This window comes from Ruegeria sp. SAZD011 (assembly GCF_059612545.1).
The window spans coordinates 137,868-158,129 of the sequence record NZ_JBXWQU010000021.1 but is presented as its reverse complement, the minus strand read 5'-3'; the positions used below and the strand labels follow the sequence as shown (position 1 = coordinate 158,129).

Below are 20,262 nucleotides of genomic sequence, written 5' to 3'. Positions count from 1 at the left end.
GGTCAGGATCTGGCCGCCTCTTTCAGTTTATACAGCATCTCAAGCGCCTGGCGGGGGGTCAGCTCGTCAGGGTGGATGTTCTCGAGCATCGCGACGGCAGGTGAGCTTTTTGGTGTGGGCGGCGGTGGTGGCGGCGCGGCTGAGAACAGCGGCAGATCATCGATCAGCGCCTTTTGCTTGCCGCCTTCGCGTTCGGACTTCTCCAGTTGGTCCAGAACCACGCGGGCACGCGCCACCACGGACGGGGGTAGGCCGGCGAGTTGCGCCACTTGCACACCATAGGACCGGTCGGCGGCGCCCTTCCTCACTTCGTGCAAAAAGATGACCTCTCCCTCCCATTCCTTGACGGCAACGGTCAGGTTCTCGACACCATCCAACGTTCCGGCAAGGGCGGTGAGTTCGTGGTAGTGGGTGGCGAACAGAGCGCGGCAGCGATTGGCCGCATGCAGGTGTTCCAGCGTGGCCCAGGCGATGGAAAGACCATCATAGGTGGCAGTGCCACGGCCGATTTCATCCAGGATCACCAGCGCTCGGTCGTCCGCCTGGTTCAGGATGGCGGCGGTTTCCACCATCTCGACCATAAAGGTCGAGCGGCCCCGTGCCAGATCGTCCGAGGCGCCGACGCGGCTGAAAAGCTGGCTGACCACCCCGATATGGGCTCTGTCGGCGGGTACGTAGCTGCCTATTTGGGCGAGCAGGGTAATCAGCGCGTTCTGGCGCAGATAGGTTGATTTACCGGCCATGTTGGGGCCGGTCAGCAGGCGGATCGCGGCACCCTTGTCAGCGGTGAGATCGCTGTCATTGGCCACGAACGGCTCTCCGACCTGCCGGCGCAGGGCGTATTCCACCACCGGGTGGCGGCCTCCCTCGATGGCAAAGGTGCGTGAGGTGTCGACGCTGGGTCTGCACCAGTTCTCGGCCCGTGCCAGATCGGCCAGCGCGGTCGCCAGATCAAGTTCAGCCAGCCCGCGCGCGGCGAGGTTGAGGCGGGCGGCGGCCTCTAGAATTGCGCCAGAAAGGCTGGAATAGAGCCGTTTTTCGATCTCGAGCGCGTGGTTCCCCGCGTTCAGGATGCGGGTTTCCAGCTCGCTCAACTCGACCGTGGTAAAGCGCACCTGATTGGCGGTGGTCTGTCGGTGGATATAGGTCTCGCTCAGCGGTGGGTTCAGCATCTTGGCCGCGTGGGTGGCGGTGGTTTCGATGAAATAGCCCAGAACGTTGTTGTGCTTGATCTTCAGCGAGGCGATGCCGGTATGTTCGGCATATTTCTGCTGCATCCCGGCGATGACACCGCGACCCTTGTCGCGCAACTCGCGCGCCTCGTCCAGGTCGCTGTCGTAACCCGGCGCGATAAAGCCGCCATCGCGGGCCAGCAGCGGCGGCTCGGCTACCAATGCGGTATCGAGCAGGCCAAGTAGGTCGTCGAACCCGTTCAGATCGGCACAGGCGCTTGCGATCAGGTCGGGCAGTTCGAGTCCATGGCAGAGCGCGGCAATCGCATCGGCCTGGCCCAGCCCGTTACGGATCGCGGCAAGGTCGCGCGGACCGCCCCGGTCCAGCGCCAGCCGCGACAGGGCGCGATCCAGATCGGGCGTCTTGCGCAGCGCGGTGCGCAGGTCGGCGGCCAGGGTTGTGTGGTCGATACAGAAGTCGAGCGCCGAGAGCCGCGCGTGGATGACGTCCAGATTGCGGGACGGGCTGGCGATGCGCTGTTCCAGCAGGCGGGCGCCACCGGGGGTGACGGTGCGGTCGATCACCGAAAGGAGCGAGCCGCCACGTTCGCCCGACAGGGAGCGAGTCAGTTCCAGATTGCGCCTGGTGGCCGCGTCGATCTGCATCACCCGGTCTTCGGCCTCTTGCACTGGGGGTTGTAGCAGTGGCAGTTTGCCTTTCTGAGTGATTTCCAGATAGTCGATCAGCGCACCCATGGCCGACAGCTCGGCGCGGGCGAAGGTGCCGAACCCCTCCAGCGAGCCGACTTTGTAGAGCTCGCACAGGCGCTTTTCAGCGGCCATGCTGTCGAAACTGGCCTTGCCCAGCGGGGTCAGCGGGATGCGGTAATCGTCGGCCAGCGGGCGCAACTGCTGGTACACCGGTTCATCGACAACCAGCAATTCGGACGGGGCCAGCCGCGCCAGTTCCGGGCTGAGGCGCGGGCGCGTCACCGGCATCACGTGGAAATCACCGGTCGAGATATCGGCCCAGGCCAGCGCGGCGCCGCTGCGCACCTCGGCATAGGCGACAAGGAAGTTGTGGCGGCGCGCCTCGAGCAGCGCATCTTCGGTCAGGGTGCCGGGGGTGACGAGCCGCACCACATCGCGCCGCACCACGGATTTTGATCCGCGTTTCTTGGCCTCGGCGGGGCTTTCCATCTGTTCACAGACGGCAACCCGGAACCCCTTGCGGATCAGGGTCAGCAGATAGCCCTCGGCGGCGTGAACCGGGACGCCGCACATCGGGATATCCTCGCCCTCGTGCTTGCCGCGCTTGGTCAGCGCGATATCCAGCGCCTCGGCGGCGGCCACCGCGTCGTCAAAGAACATCTCGTAGAAATCGCCCATCCGGTAGAACAGCAGGGCATCGGTATGGCCCTCTTTGATTTCGAGGTATTGGGCCATCATGGGCGTGATTGCGTTCATATTTCCCCCAATACTAAATTGGGGGGAACTTACTGTTCCGAGACAGAACGCGAAAGACTACAATCCTTCAGAAAAGAAAATCCAAAGATGTCGGTATTGTATCCGTCGGTGGGCTCGTGAAGCCCGGAACCATATCTATGGTCCATATCAAATCTTCTGGCTGTACCGGTGCGTTGTCTTGTTCAATTTCAATCAAGACATAAAACTCGCCGAAACTAGGCGCATGTTGGCCCGAGGCGTTGTAGTACAAAGTTCCACCAGATGAGATCTCGACATTTGCTCCATGTGTATATTCGACATGTGCCGTCGAGATTGTGATGCCGCGTACTCTCTCGCCATCCGAAGAGTCGTTGTCGTGAAAAATGAACACATCTGGGGTCATCTTGGTTCTCCTTGTGATCTGATATTGAATATCCTTGTTTGGAGTACTTGGAGCGTACGGCTCTTAGGCGCGGACCTTTCAAATGTGGGATTGCCTAGAGATAGACTTGACGTAAGGTCGTTCGGTTTCCGCTATGCCGACACTTTACCATATCTTTCGATTCTGAGCGCACAGTCTCGACGGTTGAGATGCGCTGCATTCAGGGCTATGAGGCTGAAAGCCCGCATAGCAGAGAAACGACCCATCCCATGCCCAAAGCGAAGATCACAAACGAAGAGGCGCTGGCCTTTCACTTGGAACCGACCCCCGGCAAGTGGGAGGTTCAGGCCACCGTTCCCATGACCACCCAGCGCGATCTGTCGCTGGCTTATTCCCCGGGCGTGGCGGTTCCCTGCGAGGCGATCGCGGCCGATCCCGGGCTGGCCTATGACTATACCAACAAGGGCAATCTGGTTGCGGTGATCTCGAACGGGACGGCGGTTCTGGGCCTGGGCAACCTGGGCGCGCTGGGCGGCAAGCCGGTGATGGAGGGCAAGGCGGTGCTGTTCAAGCGCTTTGCCGACGTGAACTCGATCGATATCGAACTGGACACCGAGGATCCGGATGAGTTCTGCCGCGCGGTCAAGCTGATGGGGCCGACATTCGGCGGCATCAACCTCGAAGACATCAAGGCGCCCGAGTGTTTCATCATCGAGCAGCGGCTCAAGGAAGAGATGGACATCCCGGTCTTTCACGACGACCAGCATGGCACGGCGGTGATCTGCGCGGCGGGGCTGATCAACGCGCTGCACATTTCGGGCAAGAAGATCGAAGATGTGAAAATCGTCCTGAACGGGGCAGGGGCGGCGGGCATCGCCTGTATCGAGCTTTTGAAAACCATGGGTGCGCGGCATGAAAACTGCATTGTCTGCGATACCAAGGGCGTGATCTATCAGGGTCGTACCGAGGGCATGAACCAGTGGAAATCGGCCCATGCCATCAAGACCGAGCTGCGCAGCCTCGAAGAGGCGATGAAAGGGGCCGATGTGTTCCTGGGTGTCAGCGTCAAGGGCGCGGTGACGCAAGAGATGGTGCAAAGCATGGCCGACAACCCGGTCATCTTTGCCATGGCCAACCCCGACCCCGAAATCACACCGGAAGAGGCGCATGAGGTGCGTCCCGACGCCATCGTCGCCACCGGGCGCAGCGACTATCCCAACCAGGTCAACAACGTGTTGGGCTTTCCCTATCTGTTCCGTGGGGCGCTGGACATCCATGCACGTGCCATCAATGACGAGATGAAGATCGCCTGCGCCCATGCGCTTGCTGATCTGGCGCGTGAGGATGTGCCGGACGAGGTCGCCATGGCCTATGGCAAGAGCTTGACCTTTGGTCGCGACTACATCATCCCGACCCCGTTTGACCCGCGCCTGATCCACCGCATTCCGCCCGCCGTGGCGCGTGCGGGTATGGATACCGGCGCGGCGCGGCGGCCGATCATCGACATGGATGCCTATGAGCTGGGCCTGAAATCGCGGATGGACCCGACCGCCAGCATCCTGCGCGGCATCAACGCCCGCGCCCGCAAGGCGCAAAGCCGGATGATCTTTGCCGAGGGCGACGACCCCCGCGTGCTGCGTGCAGCAGTGACATACCAGCGTTCGGGTTATGGAAAGGCGCTGGTTGTTGGACGCCAGGACGACGTCAAGGCCAAACTTGAAGCCGCCGGTCTGGGCGATGCGGTGCGCGAGCTCGAAGTGGTGAATGCAGCCAACACCACGCATCTGGAGAGCTATAAGGGCTTTTTGTATAGTCGACTCCAACGCAAAGGGTTCGATTACAAGGATGTGCATCGCCTCGCCGCGCGCGACCGGCACGTTTTCTCGGCCCTGATGCTGGCACATGGGCACGGCGACGGGCTGGTGACCGGTGCGACCCGGAAATCGGCGCATGTGTTGCATCAGATCAGCCATGTGTTTGACGCCGACGCCGCGCATGGGGCGGCAGGGATCACCGCGTTGCTGCACAAGGGCAAGATCGTCCTGATTGGCGACACGCTGGTGCATGAATGGCCCGACGAACACGACCTGGCCACCATTGCAGAACGCGCCGCAGATGTGGCCCGCCATATGGGTCTGGAACCGCGCGTGGCCTTTGTCAGCTTCTCCACCTTTGGCTATCCGATCTCGGAGCGGACCGAAAAACTGACGAAGGCGCCAAAGGTTCTGGAAGAGCGCGGGGTGAACTTCGAATTCGAAGGCGAAATGACCGTCGATGTGGCGCTGAACCCGCGCTCGAAAGAGGCCTACCCCTTCTCGCGTCTGACCGGCCCTGCGAACATCCTGATCGTGCCTGCGCGGCACTCGGCCTCGATTTCGACCAAGCTGATGCAGGAGATGGCGGGCGCCACGGTGATCGGCCCGATCCTGACCGGTGTCGACAAGCCGATCCAGATCTGTTCGACCGTCTCCACCGCCAATGACATCCTGAACATGGCGGTGCTGGCCTCGGCCGAGATCGGCTAGGCCATGGCGATCTGGAACCTTGGCTCGATCAATGCGGACATGGTCTATGCCGTGCCGCATCTGCCCGGGGGGGGCGAGACGCTGGCCGCCTCGGGGATGGAGCGGTTTCTGGGCGGCAAGGGCGCCAATATGTCGGTGGCCGCCGCCCGCGCGGGTTCGCATGTGCACCATATCGGCGCGGTGGGGCCGGATGGGCGGTGGGCCATCGACCGGTTGACCGAATATGGCGTCGATACCCGCCATATCGCGACGCTAGACGCGCCCACCGGACATGCCATCATCGCGGTTGAGCCGGGCGGCGAAAACCTGATCGTTCTGTTGCCCGGTGCCAACCGGGCCATTTCGCCCGAGCGGGTCGCCAGCGTGCTGGCCGATGCCGCGCGGGGCGACCTGTTGGTGATGCAGAATGAGACCAGTGCCCAAGTCGAAGCGGCGCGGCTGGGTCGCGAACGCGGCCTGACCGTGTGCTATGCCGCAGCCCCCTTTGATGCTCAGGCGGTGCGGGATGTCCTGCCCTGGCTCGACTTCCTGATCCTGAACGCTGTCGAGGCCGAGCAGTTGCAACAGGCGACCGGTCTGTCGCCAGATCAGTTGCCGGTGCAGCATGTCATCGTGACCCTTGGATCGAAAGGCGCACGCTATTTCGACACTAATCAGGGAAAAACGGCGGAATACCCCGCGCACAAGGTCAAGGCGGTCGATACCACCGGGGCGGGCGACACCTTTACCGGTTATGTCCTGTCGGGGATGGACCGGGGCTTGCCGATGCCGCAGGCGATCACCCAGGCGACGCGCGCGGCCGCTTTGATGGTGATGCGCCACGGTACGGCCGATGTGATCCCCGATTTGAAAGAGGTTTTGGAGGCGCGGTTCTAGCTGCCCGCAAAGGGCGCCGCATCACCCCAAAGCTGTTTCACCCGTGCATCCCGACCACAGGATTTGCGATAGAGCTTGTAAGCCTCGCTTTGCCGTTTCGGGCCAAACCGGGTCAGCATCAGCTTTTCTCCCTTGGCATAATCCTGGTGATAGGCCTCGGCCGGATAAAACCGGCCCGCCTCCAGGATGGGGGTTACGACCGACTGCGCCAAATCTGCCTCAGCGGCGGCTTTGGCCTGGGATGCAAGCGCGGTTTCTGCCTTGTTAGAGACGAATATCGCGGTGCGATAGCTTTCACCGCGATCACAGAACTGACCGCCTGCATCGGTTGGGTCGACCGAGCGGAAAAAGAGATGCAGCAGGCGTTCGCGCGAAACCTTGTCGGGGTCAAACAGGATCTGCACAGCCTCGTAATGCCCGGTTCCCCCGCGCGAGACCTGCTTGTAGGTCGGATTATCGAGCGTCCCGCCGGTATAACCGGACACCGCACCCAGCACGCCGGGCACTTTCTCGAAATCGGCCTCGACGCACCAGAAACAACCGCCCGCAACGGTCAGGGTTTCGGTCTCTGCGGCCTCGGCCTTGCCCCCTTGCAGGATCGTTGCCAGCACCATGGCAACCACCAATGCGACGGGTTTGAGTGTCTGGATCGGGAACATGATGATCCTCCATTTCCGGTCCTGATCAGGCTGCCCCGCAACCGGATTTGCGGCAAGGTTCCGTCATCGAATGTCACGCGCTGTTGATGCGGTGTTTACCCCTTGGAACGCGGCGGGCGGGGCGATAGCGTGCGGCGAATACCCGTAAACGGAGGGCAGTAGATGAAAATCGCCATGTGGTCGGGACCGCGCAACCTGTCGACGGCGATGATGTATGCCTTTGGCGCCCGGACCGATTGTGCGGTCATCGACGAGCCGTTCTATGCTGCTTACCTGGCGATGACCGGGCTGAACCACCCGATGCGAGAAGAGGTTCTGGCCGCACAGCCACAGGACCCAAATGTGGTGGCGGCGGCGCTGAGTGGGCCCAATCCCGGTGCGCGGCCGTTCTGGTATCAGAAACACATGACCCAGCACATGATCCCCGGCATCCCGCGCGACTGGATGCGGGCGGTGCGCAACGTGTTCCTGATCCGCCATCCGGCGCGGGTGATCGCGAGTTATGCCGAAAAGCGCGAAAACCCGACTCTGGAGGATATCGGCTTCCAGCTTCAGGCAGAGTTGTTTGACGAGGTCACCGGTTGGGGTGGCGATCCGGTCGTGATCGACAGTCATGACATTCGAGAAAACCCGGCCCGGATGCTGGAACAACTCTGCGACCGGATCGGTGTGCCATGGTCACCGCATATGCTGAGCTGGCCCAGGGGTGGCCACAAGGACGACGGTGTCTGGGCGCAGCATTGGTACGGAGCGGTCTGGAATTCGACCGGCTTTGCCGGACCCGAGGGCGATTTGCCCGAGGTGCCGGAGGCGCTTCAGCCGGTCTTGCAGGCCGCAATGCCGTTTTACGAGCGCATGCGGGCCAAGAAGATCTGAGGCGCGATCAGCCCAGCAACTGTCCCAGTTTCATCGCCACGCCCATGTTGCCGCTGACCTTGAGCTTGCCCATCATCACACCGGTCATCGGGTTCAGCTTGCCGGTCAGCAGTTTGACCAGGTTGTCCTGGCTCAGGCGGATGGTGCAATCTGTATCGCGGTCCTGGGTGCTGGCGGTATTGTCGGCCAGAACGATCACGCCATCGTCGCCGCAATCGAATTTCAGCGACCCGTCAAAGCTTTTGCCGGCCAGTTCGGTCTGCATCTTGTCGGCGATGTCCTGAAGCATTTCGCGCCCCTCATGTTGCTGGGAAAAGCGGTAAGAAACCGGCCCGCGCTTGGCAAGCCTGACCAAGCGGCAGGGTCAGTCGCCCAGCGCGCGCAGGGTCAGGGGGCAGGGGGACCCGCCATAGAATGCCTCCAGAACCGCGCGGAACTCGCCCGGCGCGTCCGGCACCGCGGCGAACAGGGTCATGGAGGAACGCAGTTTCTTTGCGTCGATGCTGCCCAGGATATCCTCGGGCCGTTTGCCGGTGTGGCCGAGCATAAGCCGGCTGACTTCGATCAGGCGGGCACCTAATTCGGGATGGGCCAGATAGGCGGCGGCCTCGTCCAGATCGCCGATACCGTAAAGCTGTGCCATATGCGATCGGCCCAGCTCGGCCAGCTGCGGAAAGACGAACCACATCCAGTGGCTCGTCTTCTGTCCCGCAGTCAGTTCGCGCAGGACATCCGGCCAAACGGTGTCCTGCGCCTCGACGAACATCTCCAGTTCGTCGTCTTCGTCAAAGTCGTCTTCGCCGCTCACTTGTCGGCGACGCGACGATTGCGGGTGGCGATCAGTTTCAGCCGCAGCGCGTTCAACTGGATGAAGCCCTTGGCGTCCTGCTGGTCGTATGCGCCCGCGTCCTCTTCAAAGGTCACGTGGGCCTCGGAGTAGAGCGAGTGATCGGACCAGCGGGCGACGGTGCGTGCCGAGCCCTTGTAGAGTTTCAGCCGGACGGTGCCCGACACATGCTCCTGGCTTTTGTCGATCAGGGCTTGCAGCATCTCGCGCTCGGGGCTGAACCAGAAGCCGTTATAGATCAGCTCGGCATAACGCGGCATGATCGAATCCTTCAGGTGGCCCGCGCCGCTATCCAGCGTGATCTGTTCGATTCCGCGATGTGCCTCGAGCAGGATGGTGCCGCCGGGGGTTTCGTAGACGCCGCGCGACTTCATGCCGACAAAGCGGTTCTCGACGAAGTCGAGCAGGCCGATGCCGTGCTTGCCACCCAACTCGTTGAGCTTGGTCAGGATGGTCGCCGGCGACATCACCTCGCCGTTGATCGCAACCGCGTCGCCTTTTTCAAAGGTGATCTCGATGAACTCGGGCGTGTCGGGGGCGTCTTCGACCGCGACGATGCGCTGGGCGACGTAATCGGGCGCCTCGACGCCCGGATCCTCCAGCACCTTGCCCTCGGACGAGGTGTGCAGCAGGTTTGCGTCGACCGAGAACGGCGCCTCGCCGCGCTTGTCCTTCGAAATCGGAATCTGATGTGCTTCGGCGAATTCCAGCAGACGGGTGCGGCTGGTCAGGTCCCACAGACGCCAGGGGGCGATCACCTTGATCTCGGGGTTCAGGGCATAGGCGGAAAGTTCGAACCGCACCTGGTCGTTGCCCTTGCCGGTGGCGCCATGGGCCACCGCATCGGCGCCGTGTTCGGCGGCGATCTCGACCAGACGTTTCGAGATCAACGGCCGCGCGATCGAGGTGCCCAGCAGATACAGCCCCTCGTATACCGCATTGGCGCGGAACATCGGGAAGACAAAGTCGCGCACGAACTCTTCACGCACATCCTCGATATGGATGTTCTCGGGCTTGATACCCAGCAGCTCGGCCTTTTTGCGGGCGGGTTCCAGCTCCTCTCCCTGACCGAGATCGGCGGTAAAGGTGACAACCTCGCAGCCATATTCGGTTTGCAGCCATTTCAGGATGATCGAGGTATCGAGGCCACCGGAATAGGCCAGGACAACTTTCTTGGGCGCGGACATTGGACTTCCCCATTTACGTATGACGCAAGGGCCGTAGCGGTTTTTGCGGTTGGGGGCAAGTTGCGGCATCGGAACTGTGGCGAAATCGGTGGGTGAAATCCAGCACACCAATGTATTCCTTGCCTCGGACGCGGGGTTGCGGCAGTCAGGCGGAATGAGCGATTTCATGACCCGTGCCCGCGCCGCCGAACAGGCGATGCGCGATGTCTTTCCCGCCACGCCGTTGCAGCGCAATGACCATCTGTCGGCGCGCTATGGTGCCGATATCTGGCTCAAGCGCGAGGATCTGAGTCCGGTCCGATCCTACAAGATCCGCGGTGCATTCAACGCGATGCGCAAGCAGCAGGGGCAGGCGCTGTTCGTCTGTGCCAGTGCGGGTAACCATGCCCAGGGCGTGGCCTATATGTGCCGGCACATGGGGGTGCGGGGTGTGATCTTCATGCCGGTGACCACTCCGCAGCAGAAAATCCAGAAAACCCGGATGTTCGGCGGCGATCAGGTCGAGATTCATCTGACCGGCGACTATTTCGACCAGACGCTGGCTGCCGCACAGACCTGGTGCGCGCAAGAGGGTGGGCATTTCCTGTCGCCCTTCGACGATGCCGATGTGATCGAGGGGCAGGCCTCGCTGGCTGTCGAGATCGAGGAACAACTGGGCGGCGTGCCCGATCATGTGGTGCTGCCGGTCGGCGGCGGCGGCATGTCGGCGGGGGTGGCGACCTGGTTCGGGGATCGCAGCCACTGCATCTTTGTCGAGCCCGAGGGCGGTGCCTGTCTGCGCGCGGCGCTGGCGGCGGGGCATCCGGTGACGCTCGATCATGTGGACAACTTTGTCGATGGCGCAGCAGTGGGCCGGATCGGCGAAAAGACATTCGAACTGCTGAAATCGCGGCACATGTCGGATGTGCTGGTGATGTCCGAGGATCGCATCTGCACCACCATCATCGAAATGCTGAATGTCGAGGGTATCGTGCTGGAACCCGCGGGCGCGCTGTCGGTCGAGGCGGTGGCGGATGTGCAAAGCTTCATCAGGGGCAAGACCGTGGTCTGTGTCACCTCGGGCGGCAATTTCGATTTCGAACGTTTGCCCGAAGTGAAGGAGCGGGCGCAGCGCTATTCGGGGGTCAAGAAATACTTCCTGCTGCGCCTGCCGCAGCGGCCCGGTGCGCTGAAGGAGTTTCTGAACATCCTCGGACCGGATGACGATATCGCCCGGTTTGAATACATGAAGAAATCGGCACGCAATTTCGGGTCTGTCCTGATCGGTATCGAGACCGCCAAGCCTGAGAATTTCGAGCGCCTTTATGCCCGTCTGGACGAGGCCGGGTTCACCTATACCGACATCACCCGCAACGAGACGCTGGCGCAATTCGTGATCTGAGCGCGCTCAGATATGGTCGGACAGCTCCGACTGGAAGGCCGATTTCGAGGCCTCGAAACTGTTGATGATCGCGTCCAGATCGACCGCGTCTGCATGACCGGCGGCGGATTGCCGCTCGCCATCCTGACACAGGGCGGAAAAGGACTCGAACCCAAGGCTGAGCGCGCTGCCCTTGAGGAAATGCAGATCCTTTCCGAGCAGGCGGCGATCCGGTGTCTGGCGAAGACGCGCGATCACCTCTTCGACCTCTTCCAGGAAAAGGTCTACAACCTCGTCGAAATCCTCCGCACCGACCTCTTCCCGCAATTGGGTCACGCGGGGCCAGTGAATCATGGCGCACCTCCGTTCTGTCTGCCCCATTCACCCATCATTAGGAGATCGAGGGTAAACAGCCGGTAAAGAGAGGCAGGTGCATAAGCGGCAATTTGCACTTTCATGAGATGTTAACCGGGGCCTGTCTAGCGTGTCAGTATCCTTGGCCTTGGTGAATTCGGGACAGACGACATTGTTGCATGGTAGGGAAATGGAGGCCCAGACCGAGATGGAGCTGGGTGCAATCCGCCGGGTGCTGGTTGTCGATGACAGCCGGTTACAGCGTCGTATCCTGTCGAGCTCTCTGAAAAAATGGGGGTTCGAGGTAATCGAAGCCGATAGCGGCGAGGAGGCGATGGAGATTTGCGCCAGCGCCATGCCCGATCTGGTGCTGAGTGATTGGGTCATGCCGGGGATGAGCGGTGTAGAATTCTGCGAGGCGTTCCGGCAGCTGAACTCCGACCGATACTGCTATTTCATCCTGCTGACATCGAAGAGCGAAAAGAACGAGGTGGCGCAAGGGCTTGACGCCGGTGCCGACGATTTCCTGATCAAGCCGGTCAGTTCGGACGAGCTGCGCGCGCGGATTTCGGCCGGGGACCGCGTGATCGGCATGCAGCGAGAGCTTTCGGCCAAGAACGAGGTTATCGAACAGGCTCTGGACGACCTGAAACGCGCTCATGACGCCATCGACAAGGATCTGATTCAGGCGCGCAAGATCCAGGAATCGCTGGTGCCCGATTTCAGCCAGGATTTTGGTTCGTCACGCATCAGCCTGTTGCTGAAACCCTGCGGTCATATCGGTGGTGATCTCGTCGGCATGTTCTCGCCCGGACCGAATCGCGTCGGATTCTACAGCATCGACGTCTCGGGCCACGGTATCACCTCGGCGATGATGACCGCGCGGCTAGGCGGCTATCTGTCCAGCCGGTACTTCGATCAGAACGTCGCGATGGAGAAACGGTTCAACAAGTTCTATGCGCTGCGCCAGCCGCAGGATGTGGCCGAAACCCTGAACTCGCGCCTGATCGCCGATACCGGGATCGAAGAGTATTTTACCATGGTCTATGCGATCATGGACCTGCGCAGCGGCATGTTGCGGATGGTACAGGCTGGCCACCCGCATCCTCTGCTGTTGCGCCGGAACGGTACGGCGGAATTCATCGGCGAGGGCGGCGTACCCATCGGCCTGTTGCCGGGCATTCCCTATACGCAGGTCGAGGCGCAGATGGAGGTTGGCGACCGGCTGTTGTTATATTCCGACGGGTTCACCGAATGCCGTCTCGCCAATGGCGAGATGTTGGAGCCCGAGGGGCTGCTTGCACTGGTCAACGAGTGTAATCCGGAACAGGGCGGGCAGGAGTTTCTGGATGACCTTTTCTGGCGCTTGACGCAGGTGATGTCGCCCGAACATGGGCTTGAGGACGATGTCTCGGCCACGTTCTTCGAGTTCAACGGGCCCTGATCTGCGCCAGGTGCCACGCGGCGAAATGGCGATCACCGGCATTCCCCAGCAAGCCCGCAGCGTCCAGCGCCGGCATCCACAGAGCAGCGTGGTCGGGTTCCGTCGGCGGGCCGATACGACGCACGGGCCGGGCGCGATATATAAGACATATCTTCTCGGCCCAGAGATCGTATTCCGGCATATAGGCAAAGCGCCGGAACGCCCCGATCCGACGCGGTGCGGCAATCAGCCAGCCGGTTTCCTCGTACACCTCGCGATGCAGCGCCGCGACCGGCGATTCGCCCGGATCGATTCCGCCGCCGGGCAGTTGCAGATCGGGATCGGGGTCATACTGGCTGGTCAGCAGCAGGTCCGATCCGCGCGGCAGCAGGGCATAGGCCCCCACCCGGCGGATATAGCGGCGCCCCGGCTCGGGGCTTTCCCCAAAACGTCTGATCATGTAGAGGCCCTTTCAACGCGGCTTGTCCGACCCTATATGATCGCGATATGCCAAGACTTGGCGTGCAAGGAAACCCATGACACTCGGAACCAAAATCGCGTGGGACGACACGGTCCTGCCCTTTCAGCTCGATTTGCCCGACATGCGTGGCCGCGTGGCGCGGCTGGATGGTGTGCTGGACGGCATTCTGAAACAGCATGATTATCCCACCGTTGTCGAGGCCCTGGTGGCCGAGATGGCATTGCTGACCGCGCTGATCGGCCAGACCATCGGCCTGCGCTGGAAACTGTCGCTGCAGGTACAGTCCAAGGGCGCGGTGCGGATGATCGCCACCGATTACTATGCGCCGCAGGTCGAGGGCGAGCCGGCGCGCATCCGCGCCTATGCCAGTTTCGACCGCGACCGGCTGACCGATGGCGCCCCCTTCGACCAGGTGGGAGAGGGCTATTTCGCGATCCTGATCGATCAGGGCAAGGGGACCCAGCCCTATCAAGGCATCACCCCGCTGGCGGGCGGGTCGCTGAGCGCCTGTGCCGAGGCCTATTTCGCGCAATCCGAACAGCTGCCGACACGGTTTCAGCTGCGGTTCGGAAAATCCACCGAACCGGGTGTGCCAGAGCATTGGCGCGCAGGTGGCGTGATGTTGCAGCACATGCCCAAGGCCTCGCCCTTTGCCGCAGTTGAACCGGGTTCTGGCGATATCCTGACCGCCGCCGATCTGGTGGACGGCGCCGAGGGCGAGAACTGGAACCGGGTCAATATCCTGCTCGACACGGTCGAGGATCTGGAGCTGATCGGCCCGGCGCTGCCGCCGACCGACCTGCTGGTACGGCTGTTTCACGAGGAACAGCCGCGTGTCTACGATGCGCAGTCGGTGCGGTTTGGCTGTACCTGCTCCGAGGAGCGGGTGCGCCAGAGCCTGTCGATCTATTCCGCCAAGGATATCGGGCACATGACCACGGATGAGGGAACGGTGACCGCTGATTGCCAGTTCTGCGGCGCACATTACGTGCTGGACCCGGCCTCGGTCGGGTTCGAGGCGGATCAGGGTGACTGACCCGGTCAGCCCTCTGCTTGCGGCGCTGGCCCGGACCGGGCCGGGGTCGAGCGATTTTGACCTTAATCCCGGTACGATCCTGCCCGAGGGGCGCAAGCTGCGCCCCGCCGGGGTGTTGGTACCGGTGACGCTGGCCGATGGCGCCCCCCGGGTCATCCTGACGAAGCGGTCTTCGGCCCTGAAACATCATCCCGGCCAGATCGCCTTTCCGGGCGGCAAGCAGGACGAGGGCGACGCGGATGTGATCGCCGCCGCCCTGCGCGAGGCCGAGGAAGAGATCGGTTTGCCAAGAGACCTGCCGCGCGTGCTTGGGACCCTGCCGTCACACGAGACAGTGACCGCCTTTACCGTGACACCGGTGGTGGCAGTGATCGAACGCGCGTTCGACATCCGGCCAGAGCCGGGTGAGGTCGAAGAGGTGTTCAGCGTGCCGCTTGCGCATCTGATGCGGCCCGAAAATTACTCGGTGCAATCACGCCGCTGGCGCGGGCAGCGGCGGCACTATTTCACCGTACCCTTCGGGCCCTATTATATCTGGGGCGCCACCGCTCGGATGTTGAGGGGGCTGGCCGAAAGGATGCAGCCGTGACCCGCATTAACGAGGCCTGGTTGACCCACCCGGCAACGCAAAAGGCCTGCCGGACCCTGACAGATGGCGGTGCGCAGGCGCTGTTTGTCGGTGGCTGTGTCCGAAATGCGCTGCTGGGGGCACCGGTCAGCGATATCGACATCACCACCGATGCCCGTCCCGAGCGGGTGATGGAGCTGGCTGCGGCGGCCGGGATCAAGGCGGTGCCTACCGGCATCGCCCATGGCACTGTGACGCTGGTTGCCGGGGGTATCCCGCATGAGGTGACCACCTTTCGCCGGGATGTGGAAACCGATGGCCGCCGTGCGGTGGTCGCCTTTTCCGACTCGATCCACGAGGACGCGGCGCGACGCGATTTCACGATGAACGCGCTTTATGCCCGACCCGACGGTACCGTGCTGGATCCGTTGGGGGGGTTTCCCGATCTAAAGGCGCGGCGCGTAAGGTTCATCGGCAACGCGACCGACCGCATTTGCGAGGATTATCTGCGTTCGCTACGTTATTTCCGGTTCCACGCTTGGTATGGCGATGCCGATGCCGGTTTCGATGCCGAGGCGCTGGCGGCAATCGCCTGCAATCTCGACGGGCTGACCCGCCTCTCGCGCGAGAGGGTCGGGGCCGAGATGCTGAAGTTGCTCGCTGCGCCGGATCCGGCGCCTTCGGTCGCCGCCATGCGCGCCGCCGGGGTTCTGGCGCAGCTCTTGCCCGGCGCTGACGACCGGGCGCTGGCGCCTCTGGTGCATCTGGAAGACGGGCTGAGCGCCGACCCGATCCGGCGGCTGGCTGCGCTGGGCGACGGCGAAACACTGGCCTCGCTCCGGTTGAGCAAGGCGCAGATGGCGGCGCTGGACACTCTGCGCCGCGCTGCTTTGGGTACCGCCGGGGCCGGAGAGTTGGGGTACGAACTGGGCGCCGAGACGGCGCGCGATGCACTTATTCTGCGGGCCGCGTTGCTGGAACAACCGCTTGACCCGCATGCGCCCGCCGCGATTGCGCGCGGTGCTGCGGCCGTGTTTCCGGTCACCGCTCGCGACCTGATGCCAGCGTTTTCGGGCCCCGCGCTGGGCGCGCGGCTTGCCACGCTGAAAGCGCGCTGGATCGCATCCGATTTCAAGCTGAGCCGGGCGGCTTTGCTGGCTCGAGATGATTGACGTAAGGTCAATCAAATCCTGCGTGACATGCTGAACCTTGCGAGGTTAGGTTTGCCGCGAAACCGATAGGAGGGATGCGAATGTATTACGGGCTCTGGTTCAGCTGAGGCTGGGATAACCGACCCGTTCGGGTGGTGTCCTGCACGCCGCCTCTTTCGCGTATTACCTAATTGCTCAACGGAGCATCCTTCATGTTTCGCTTTTTCGAAAATCTTGTCGATCCCTTTGTCGCCTATGATGAGACGGACACGCCGCCCACACGGCTGTGGCCCTTCATGCTGGACTATTCCCAGCCTTTTCTGCGTGTCTTCATCTGGGCCGGCCTGTTGTCGATCGTTGTCGCCGGGGTCGAGGTCTGGCTGATCTATTACATGGGCCGCGTGGTCGATGTGCTGAACGGCTCACCCGCCGAAGTGTGGGAACAGTATGGCACCGAGATGATCGCGCTGGCCCTGTTTGTTCTGCTGATCCGCCCGGCGCTGCATGTGCTGGACGTGCTGGTTCTGAACAACGCGATCTTGCCGAATTTCGGCACCCTTATCCGCTGGCGCGCGCATAAACATGTGCTGCGCCAGTCGGTGGGCTGGTTCGAGAACGACTTTGCCGGGCGTATCGCCAACCGGATCATGCAGACCCCTCCGGCTGCGGGCGAGGTGGTGTTCCAGGTATTCGATGCCATTTCGTTTTCGCTGGCCTATCTGCTGGGGGCTGCGGTCCTGCTGATGGCGGCGGATGCCCGGTTGTTGTTGCCGCTTCTGATCTGGTTGGCGCTATACGCGTTGCTGGTGCGCTGGACGATCCAGAGGGTGGGACCGGCGTCGCAGGCGGCCTCGGACGCGCGGTCGACCGTGACCGGCCGGGTGGTGGACAGCTATACCAACATCCATTCGGTCAAGATGTTCGCCCATGACGACCGCGAACTGGCCTATGCCCGCGAGGCGATCGAAGAAACGCGCCGCACCTTTCAGGTGGAAATGCGGATCTTTACCATCATGGATGTGGTGCTGGTCACCCTGAACGGGTTGCTGATCGTCGGTGTCGTCGGCTGGGCCATCGCGCTTTGGATGCAGGGGCAGGCCAGCGTTGGCCTGGTGGCCGCCGCCTCGGCCCTGACGCTGCGGCTCAATGCGATGACCGGCTGGATCATGTGGGCGCTGACCAGCTTTTTCCGCCAGCTTGGTGTGGTGGCCGAAGGGATGGAGACCATCGCCCAGCCCATCGACCTGGTGGATGCGCCGGATGCCCGGCCGCTCGAGCTGAGCGAGGGCCGGATCGAACTGCAACAGCTGTCGCATCATTACGGGCGCGGCACCGGTGGTTTGGATCGGTTGGACCTGACCATTGCGCCGGGCGAAAAGATCGGGCTGATCGGGCGTTCGGGCGCGGGCAAGTCGACACTGGTCAAACTGCTGCTCCGGTTCTACGACCCGGATAGCGGTCGTATCCTGATCGACGGGCAGGATATCGCCCGAGTGACCCAGAACAGCCTGCGCAGCCATATCGGTATGGTGCAGCAGGACAGCGCACTGTTGCACCGCTCGGTACGGGACAATCTGCTTTACGGGCGTCCCGACGCGACCGAGGAAGAGATGATCGCCGCCGCCAAACAGGCCGAGGCGCATGAGTTCATCCTCGATCTCGAAGACCCGCAAGGCAGACGCAGCTATGACGCCCATGTGGGCGAGCGCGGGGTCAAGCTGAGCGGCGGGCAACGTCAACGGGTGACCCTGGCGCGTGTCATTCTCAAGGATGCGCCGATTTTGCTGTTGGACGAAGCGACCAGCGCCCTAGATTCCGAAGTCGAGGCTGCCATACAGGACACGCTCTACGGCATGATGGAAGGAAAGACCGTGATCGCCATCGCTCACCGGCTGAGCACTATCGCGCAGATGGACCGTATCCTGGTGCTGGATCAGGGCCGGATCGTCGAGGAAGGCGGTCACGCCGATCTGTTGGCGCAGGGCGGGCTTTATGCCCAGTTCTGGGCGCGGCAATCGGGCGGGTTCCTGAATGTCGAGGCCGATGGATGAGGCTTGCCGAACTCATCGACCCGTTCCGCGACACGGATACGCCCCCACCCCGACGGCTGGGGGCGTTCATCCGCTGGGCGCTCAGCGGGGCCTGGCCGGTCTTGTTTGCCGCCGCGCTGTTTTCGGCAATGGCGGGTATGTTCGAGGCGATAACCGCGTGGATACTGGGGCAGGTGGTCGACCGGGCGGTCGAACTCGGTCCCGAAGGGTTTTTTGACGGGACCAATCTGGGGGCAATCCTGGCCGCGGTGGCGTTCTTTGTGCTGATCCGACCGGTTGCATTCGGCCTGTCGGCGCTGTCGAACAACTATGTCGTCATGCCCAATATTCCGCCGTTGGTGCTGGCCCGGCTGAACCGCTGGACATTGGGTCAGTCGGTCGGGTTCTTTGACGACGATTTTGCCGGTCGGATCGCGCAAAAACAGATGCAAACCGCAAGTGCGCTCACATCTGTCGTGTCCGAGACGATCAGCGCGATTGTGTTCGCCTTGGCCTCTCTGGTCGGTAGTCTGGCCTTGTTAGGGTCGATTCATCCATTGGTGATGCTGCCCTTTGCCCTGTGGCTCGGCGCCTACTTCCTGCTTATCCGCTGGTATCTGCCACGGGTCCGCAGACGGTCGGCGGCACGAGCGGGGGCGCGGGCGATGGTGTCGGGCCAGGTCGTGGACACGATCACCAATATCAAGACGGTCAAGCTCTTCGCCCATGCACAGGCCGAGGATGTGGCGGCGCGCAACGCCATGGCCGACCTGCGCGAGCGGTCGCTGGATTTCGGATGGCTTTCTGCCAGTTTCCGGTTTTTCCTGATGCTTCTGGCAGGCATCTTGCCGGTAATCCTGCTTGGATCGGCGCTGCTTCTATGGCGAGCAGGGGGCGCCAGTGCCGGCGATGTGGTGGTTGCGGGCTCGGTTTCGATCCGTATCGCGCAGATGTCCGGCTGGGTCAGTTTCACGCTGATGAGCCTTTATGCCAACCTGGGCGAGGTTCAGAACGGCATGAACAGCCTCGCTCGGGCCGAGCGGATCGAGGATATGCACGATGCCCAACCGCTGGTTGCAGGCAGTGGAAAGATCGAATTCGCCGATGTCGGCTTTGCCTATGGGCGCGAAACCGGTGGTGTGGATGCCTTGACGCTGACTGTCGAGCCGTGTGAGAAACTGGGGATCGTCGGTGCGTCGGGGGCGGGAAAATCGACGTTGGTTTCGCTTCTCCTAAGGCTCTACGAGACGGAAACCGGTCAAATCCGCATTGACGGACAGGACATTGCAACCGTGACGCAAGACAGCCTGCGACGACGGATCGGGCTGGTCACGCAGGAAACAGCAATGTTCAACCGGTCTGCTCGCGACAACATCCTCTATGGTCGCCCCGACGCGACCGAGGCCGAATTGATAGCCGCCGCCCAGAAAGCCGAGGCGCATGAGTTCATTCAGGATCTGGCCGACGCCAAGGGGCGCAAGGGTTACGATGCACATCTGGGCGAGCGCGGGGTCAAGCTGAGCGGTGGTCAGCGGCAGCGGATCGCGCTGGCCCGCGCCATCCTCAAGGACGCCCCGATTCTGGTGCTGGACGAAGCGACTAGCGCGCTCGACAGCGAGGTCGAGGCGTCGATCCAGACCGCGCTGCACCGGGTGATGGAGGGCAAGACCGTGCTGGCCATCGCGCACCGCCTGTCAACCCTGTCGGAAATGGACAGGATCGTGGTGCTGGATCGCGGGCGAATCGTTGAAAGTGGCACGCATGAGGCGCTGTTGGCCCGCAATGGTTTCTATGCCCGGTTCTGGCATAGGCAATCCGGCGGGTTTATCCGCACGCAAGCGGCCGAGTAAGGGCTTTTCGCCTTGCGCGCGCCCCTGTATCAGGCGGCC

18 protein-coding genes are annotated in these 20,262 nt (G+C 62.4%); 10 read left to right on the top strand and 8 right to left on the bottom strand.

Annotated elements, in window-relative coordinates; all coding sequences use genetic code 11:
- Positions 1–2: 2 nt before the first annotated feature.
- Together mutS and AC2FLM_RS08045 are read right to left on the bottom strand one after the other, a co-directional pair.
- Positions 3–2,639, bottom strand: a complete 2,637-nt coding sequence (gene mutS / locus AC2FLM_RS08050; protein WP_496857100.1) for a DNA mismatch repair protein MutS — start codon at positions 2,637–2,639, stop codon at positions 3–5.
- A gap of 67 nt (positions 2,640–2,706) precedes the next feature.
- Complete coding sequence (locus AC2FLM_RS08045) at positions 2,707–3,021, bottom strand: hypothetical protein (RefSeq protein ID WP_496857098.1); 315 nt, start codon at positions 3,019–3,021, stop codon at positions 2,707–2,709.
- Between the two features lie 248 nt (positions 3,022–3,269).
- Here AC2FLM_RS08045 and AC2FLM_RS08040 point away from each other — a divergent pair, with 248 nt between their 5' ends.
- Both AC2FLM_RS08040 and AC2FLM_RS08035 read left to right on the top strand, forming a co-directional pair.
- Entirely contained in the window at positions 3,270–5,525 is a 2,256-nt protein-coding gene (locus AC2FLM_RS08040; RefSeq protein ID WP_234220871.1) for an NADP-dependent malic enzyme, read from the top strand.
- Positions 5,526–5,528: 3 nt separating this feature from the next.
- The gene (locus tag AC2FLM_RS08035; RefSeq protein WP_496857096.1) at positions 5,529–6,401 is read left to right on the top strand and encodes a ribokinase; all 873 of its coding nucleotides are present in this window, start codon (positions 5,529–5,531) and stop codon (positions 6,399–6,401) included.
- Here AC2FLM_RS08035 and msrA read toward each other — a convergent pair.
- Positions 6,398–7,060 (bottom strand): peptide-methionine (S)-S-oxide reductase MsrA, encoded by a 663-nt coding sequence (gene msrA, locus AC2FLM_RS08030; protein WP_496857094.1) that lies wholly within the window; start codon positions 7,058–7,060, stop codon positions 6,398–6,400. The genes AC2FLM_RS08035 and msrA overlap by 4 nt on opposite strands.
- Before the next feature lie 162 nt (positions 7,061–7,222).
- Here msrA and AC2FLM_RS08025 point away from each other — a divergent pair, with 162 nt between their 5' ends.
- Positions 7,223–7,936, top strand: a complete 714-nt coding sequence (locus AC2FLM_RS08025) for a sulfotransferase-like domain-containing protein (protein WP_496857092.1) — start codon at positions 7,223–7,225, stop codon at positions 7,934–7,936.
- 7 nt (positions 7,937–7,943) lie between these two features.
- Here AC2FLM_RS08025 and AC2FLM_RS08020 read toward each other — a convergent pair whose 3' ends face one another.
- The 3 genes from AC2FLM_RS08020 to AC2FLM_RS08010 form a co-directional block, all read right to left on the bottom strand.
- Positions 7,944–8,225 (bottom strand): SCP2 sterol-binding domain-containing protein, encoded by a 282-nt coding sequence (locus AC2FLM_RS08020; RefSeq protein ID WP_496857090.1) that lies wholly within the window; start codon positions 8,223–8,225, stop codon positions 7,944–7,946.
- 75 nt (positions 8,226–8,300) lie between these two features.
- Positions 8,301–8,744 carry a DUF1810 domain-containing protein gene (locus tag AC2FLM_RS08015; protein ID WP_496857088.1) on the bottom strand — a complete coding sequence of 148 codons (444 nt, stop codon included), beginning with the start codon at positions 8,742–8,744 and terminating at the stop codon, positions 8,301–8,303.
- Positions 8,741–9,970 (bottom strand): argininosuccinate synthase, encoded by a 1,230-nt coding sequence (locus AC2FLM_RS08010; protein ID WP_496857086.1) that lies wholly within the window; start codon positions 9,968–9,970, stop codon positions 8,741–8,743. Before AC2FLM_RS08010 ends, AC2FLM_RS08015 begins: the two co-directional genes overlap by 4 nt.
- 154 nt (positions 9,971–10,124) lie before the next feature.
- Here AC2FLM_RS08010 and ilvA point away from each other — a divergent pair, with 154 nt between their 5' ends.
- Positions 10,125–11,351 (top strand): threonine ammonia-lyase IlvA, encoded by a 1,227-nt coding sequence (gene ilvA / locus AC2FLM_RS08005; RefSeq protein WP_234145333.1) that lies wholly within the window; start codon positions 10,125–10,127, stop codon positions 11,349–11,351.
- A 6-nt stretch (positions 11,352–11,357) separates the two neighbouring features.
- Here the strand turns inward: ilvA and AC2FLM_RS08000 are convergent, their stop codons facing one another.
- Positions 11,358–11,684 carry an Hpt domain-containing protein gene (locus AC2FLM_RS08000; RefSeq protein ID WP_496857084.1) on the bottom strand — a complete coding sequence of 109 codons (327 nt, stop codon included), beginning with the start codon at positions 11,682–11,684 and terminating at the stop codon, positions 11,358–11,360.
- Positions 11,685–11,874: 190 nt separating this feature from the next.
- On the opposite strand from AC2FLM_RS08000, the gene AC2FLM_RS07995 reads away from it, so the two are divergent.
- On the top strand, positions 11,875–13,128 hold the full coding sequence (locus tag AC2FLM_RS07995; protein ID WP_234145331.1) for a fused response regulator/phosphatase: 1,254 nt from the start codon (positions 11,875–11,877) through the stop codon (positions 13,126–13,128).
- Here the strand turns inward: AC2FLM_RS07995 and AC2FLM_RS07990 are convergent.
- Positions 13,115–13,567: an NUDIX hydrolase gene (locus tag AC2FLM_RS07990; protein ID WP_496857082.1), complete on the bottom strand. Its 453-nt coding sequence runs from the start codon at positions 13,565–13,567 to the stop codon at positions 13,115–13,117. The two genes, AC2FLM_RS07995 and AC2FLM_RS07990, sit on opposite strands and share 14 nt — an antisense overlap.
- A 76-nt stretch (positions 13,568–13,643) precedes the next feature.
- Between AC2FLM_RS07990 and hslO the strand changes: the two genes are divergently transcribed.
- The 5 genes from hslO to AC2FLM_RS07965 all read left to right on the top strand — a co-directional run bounded on the left by hslO (position 13,644) and on the right by AC2FLM_RS07965 (position 20,223).
- Positions 13,644–14,624, top strand: coding sequence for an Hsp33 family molecular chaperone HslO (hslO, locus tag AC2FLM_RS07985; protein ID WP_496857080.1), 981 nt, complete (start codon positions 13,644–13,646; stop codon positions 14,622–14,624).
- Positions 14,617–15,213: a CoA pyrophosphatase gene (locus tag AC2FLM_RS07980; protein ID WP_496857078.1), complete on the top strand. Its 597-nt coding sequence runs from the start codon at positions 14,617–14,619 to the stop codon at positions 15,211–15,213. The genes hslO and AC2FLM_RS07980 overlap by 8 nt, the downstream gene beginning before the upstream one ends.
- On the top strand, positions 15,210–16,364 hold the full coding sequence (locus AC2FLM_RS07975) for a CCA tRNA nucleotidyltransferase (RefSeq protein WP_496857076.1): 1,155 nt from the start codon (positions 15,210–15,212) through the stop codon (positions 16,362–16,364). Before AC2FLM_RS07980 ends, AC2FLM_RS07975 begins: the two co-directional genes overlap by 4 nt.
- Positions 16,365–16,555: 191 nt before the next feature.
- Positions 16,556–18,394, top strand: coding sequence for an ABC transporter ATP-binding protein (locus tag AC2FLM_RS07970; RefSeq protein ID WP_496857074.1), 1,839 nt, complete (start codon positions 16,556–16,558; stop codon positions 18,392–18,394).
- A complete protein-coding gene (locus AC2FLM_RS07965; protein ID WP_496857072.1) occupies positions 18,391–20,223 on the top strand; it encodes an ABC transporter ATP-binding protein in 1,833 nt (610 codons plus the stop codon). Before AC2FLM_RS07970 ends, AC2FLM_RS07965 begins: the two co-directional genes overlap by 4 nt.
- Positions 20,224–20,262: the final 39 nt, after the last annotated feature.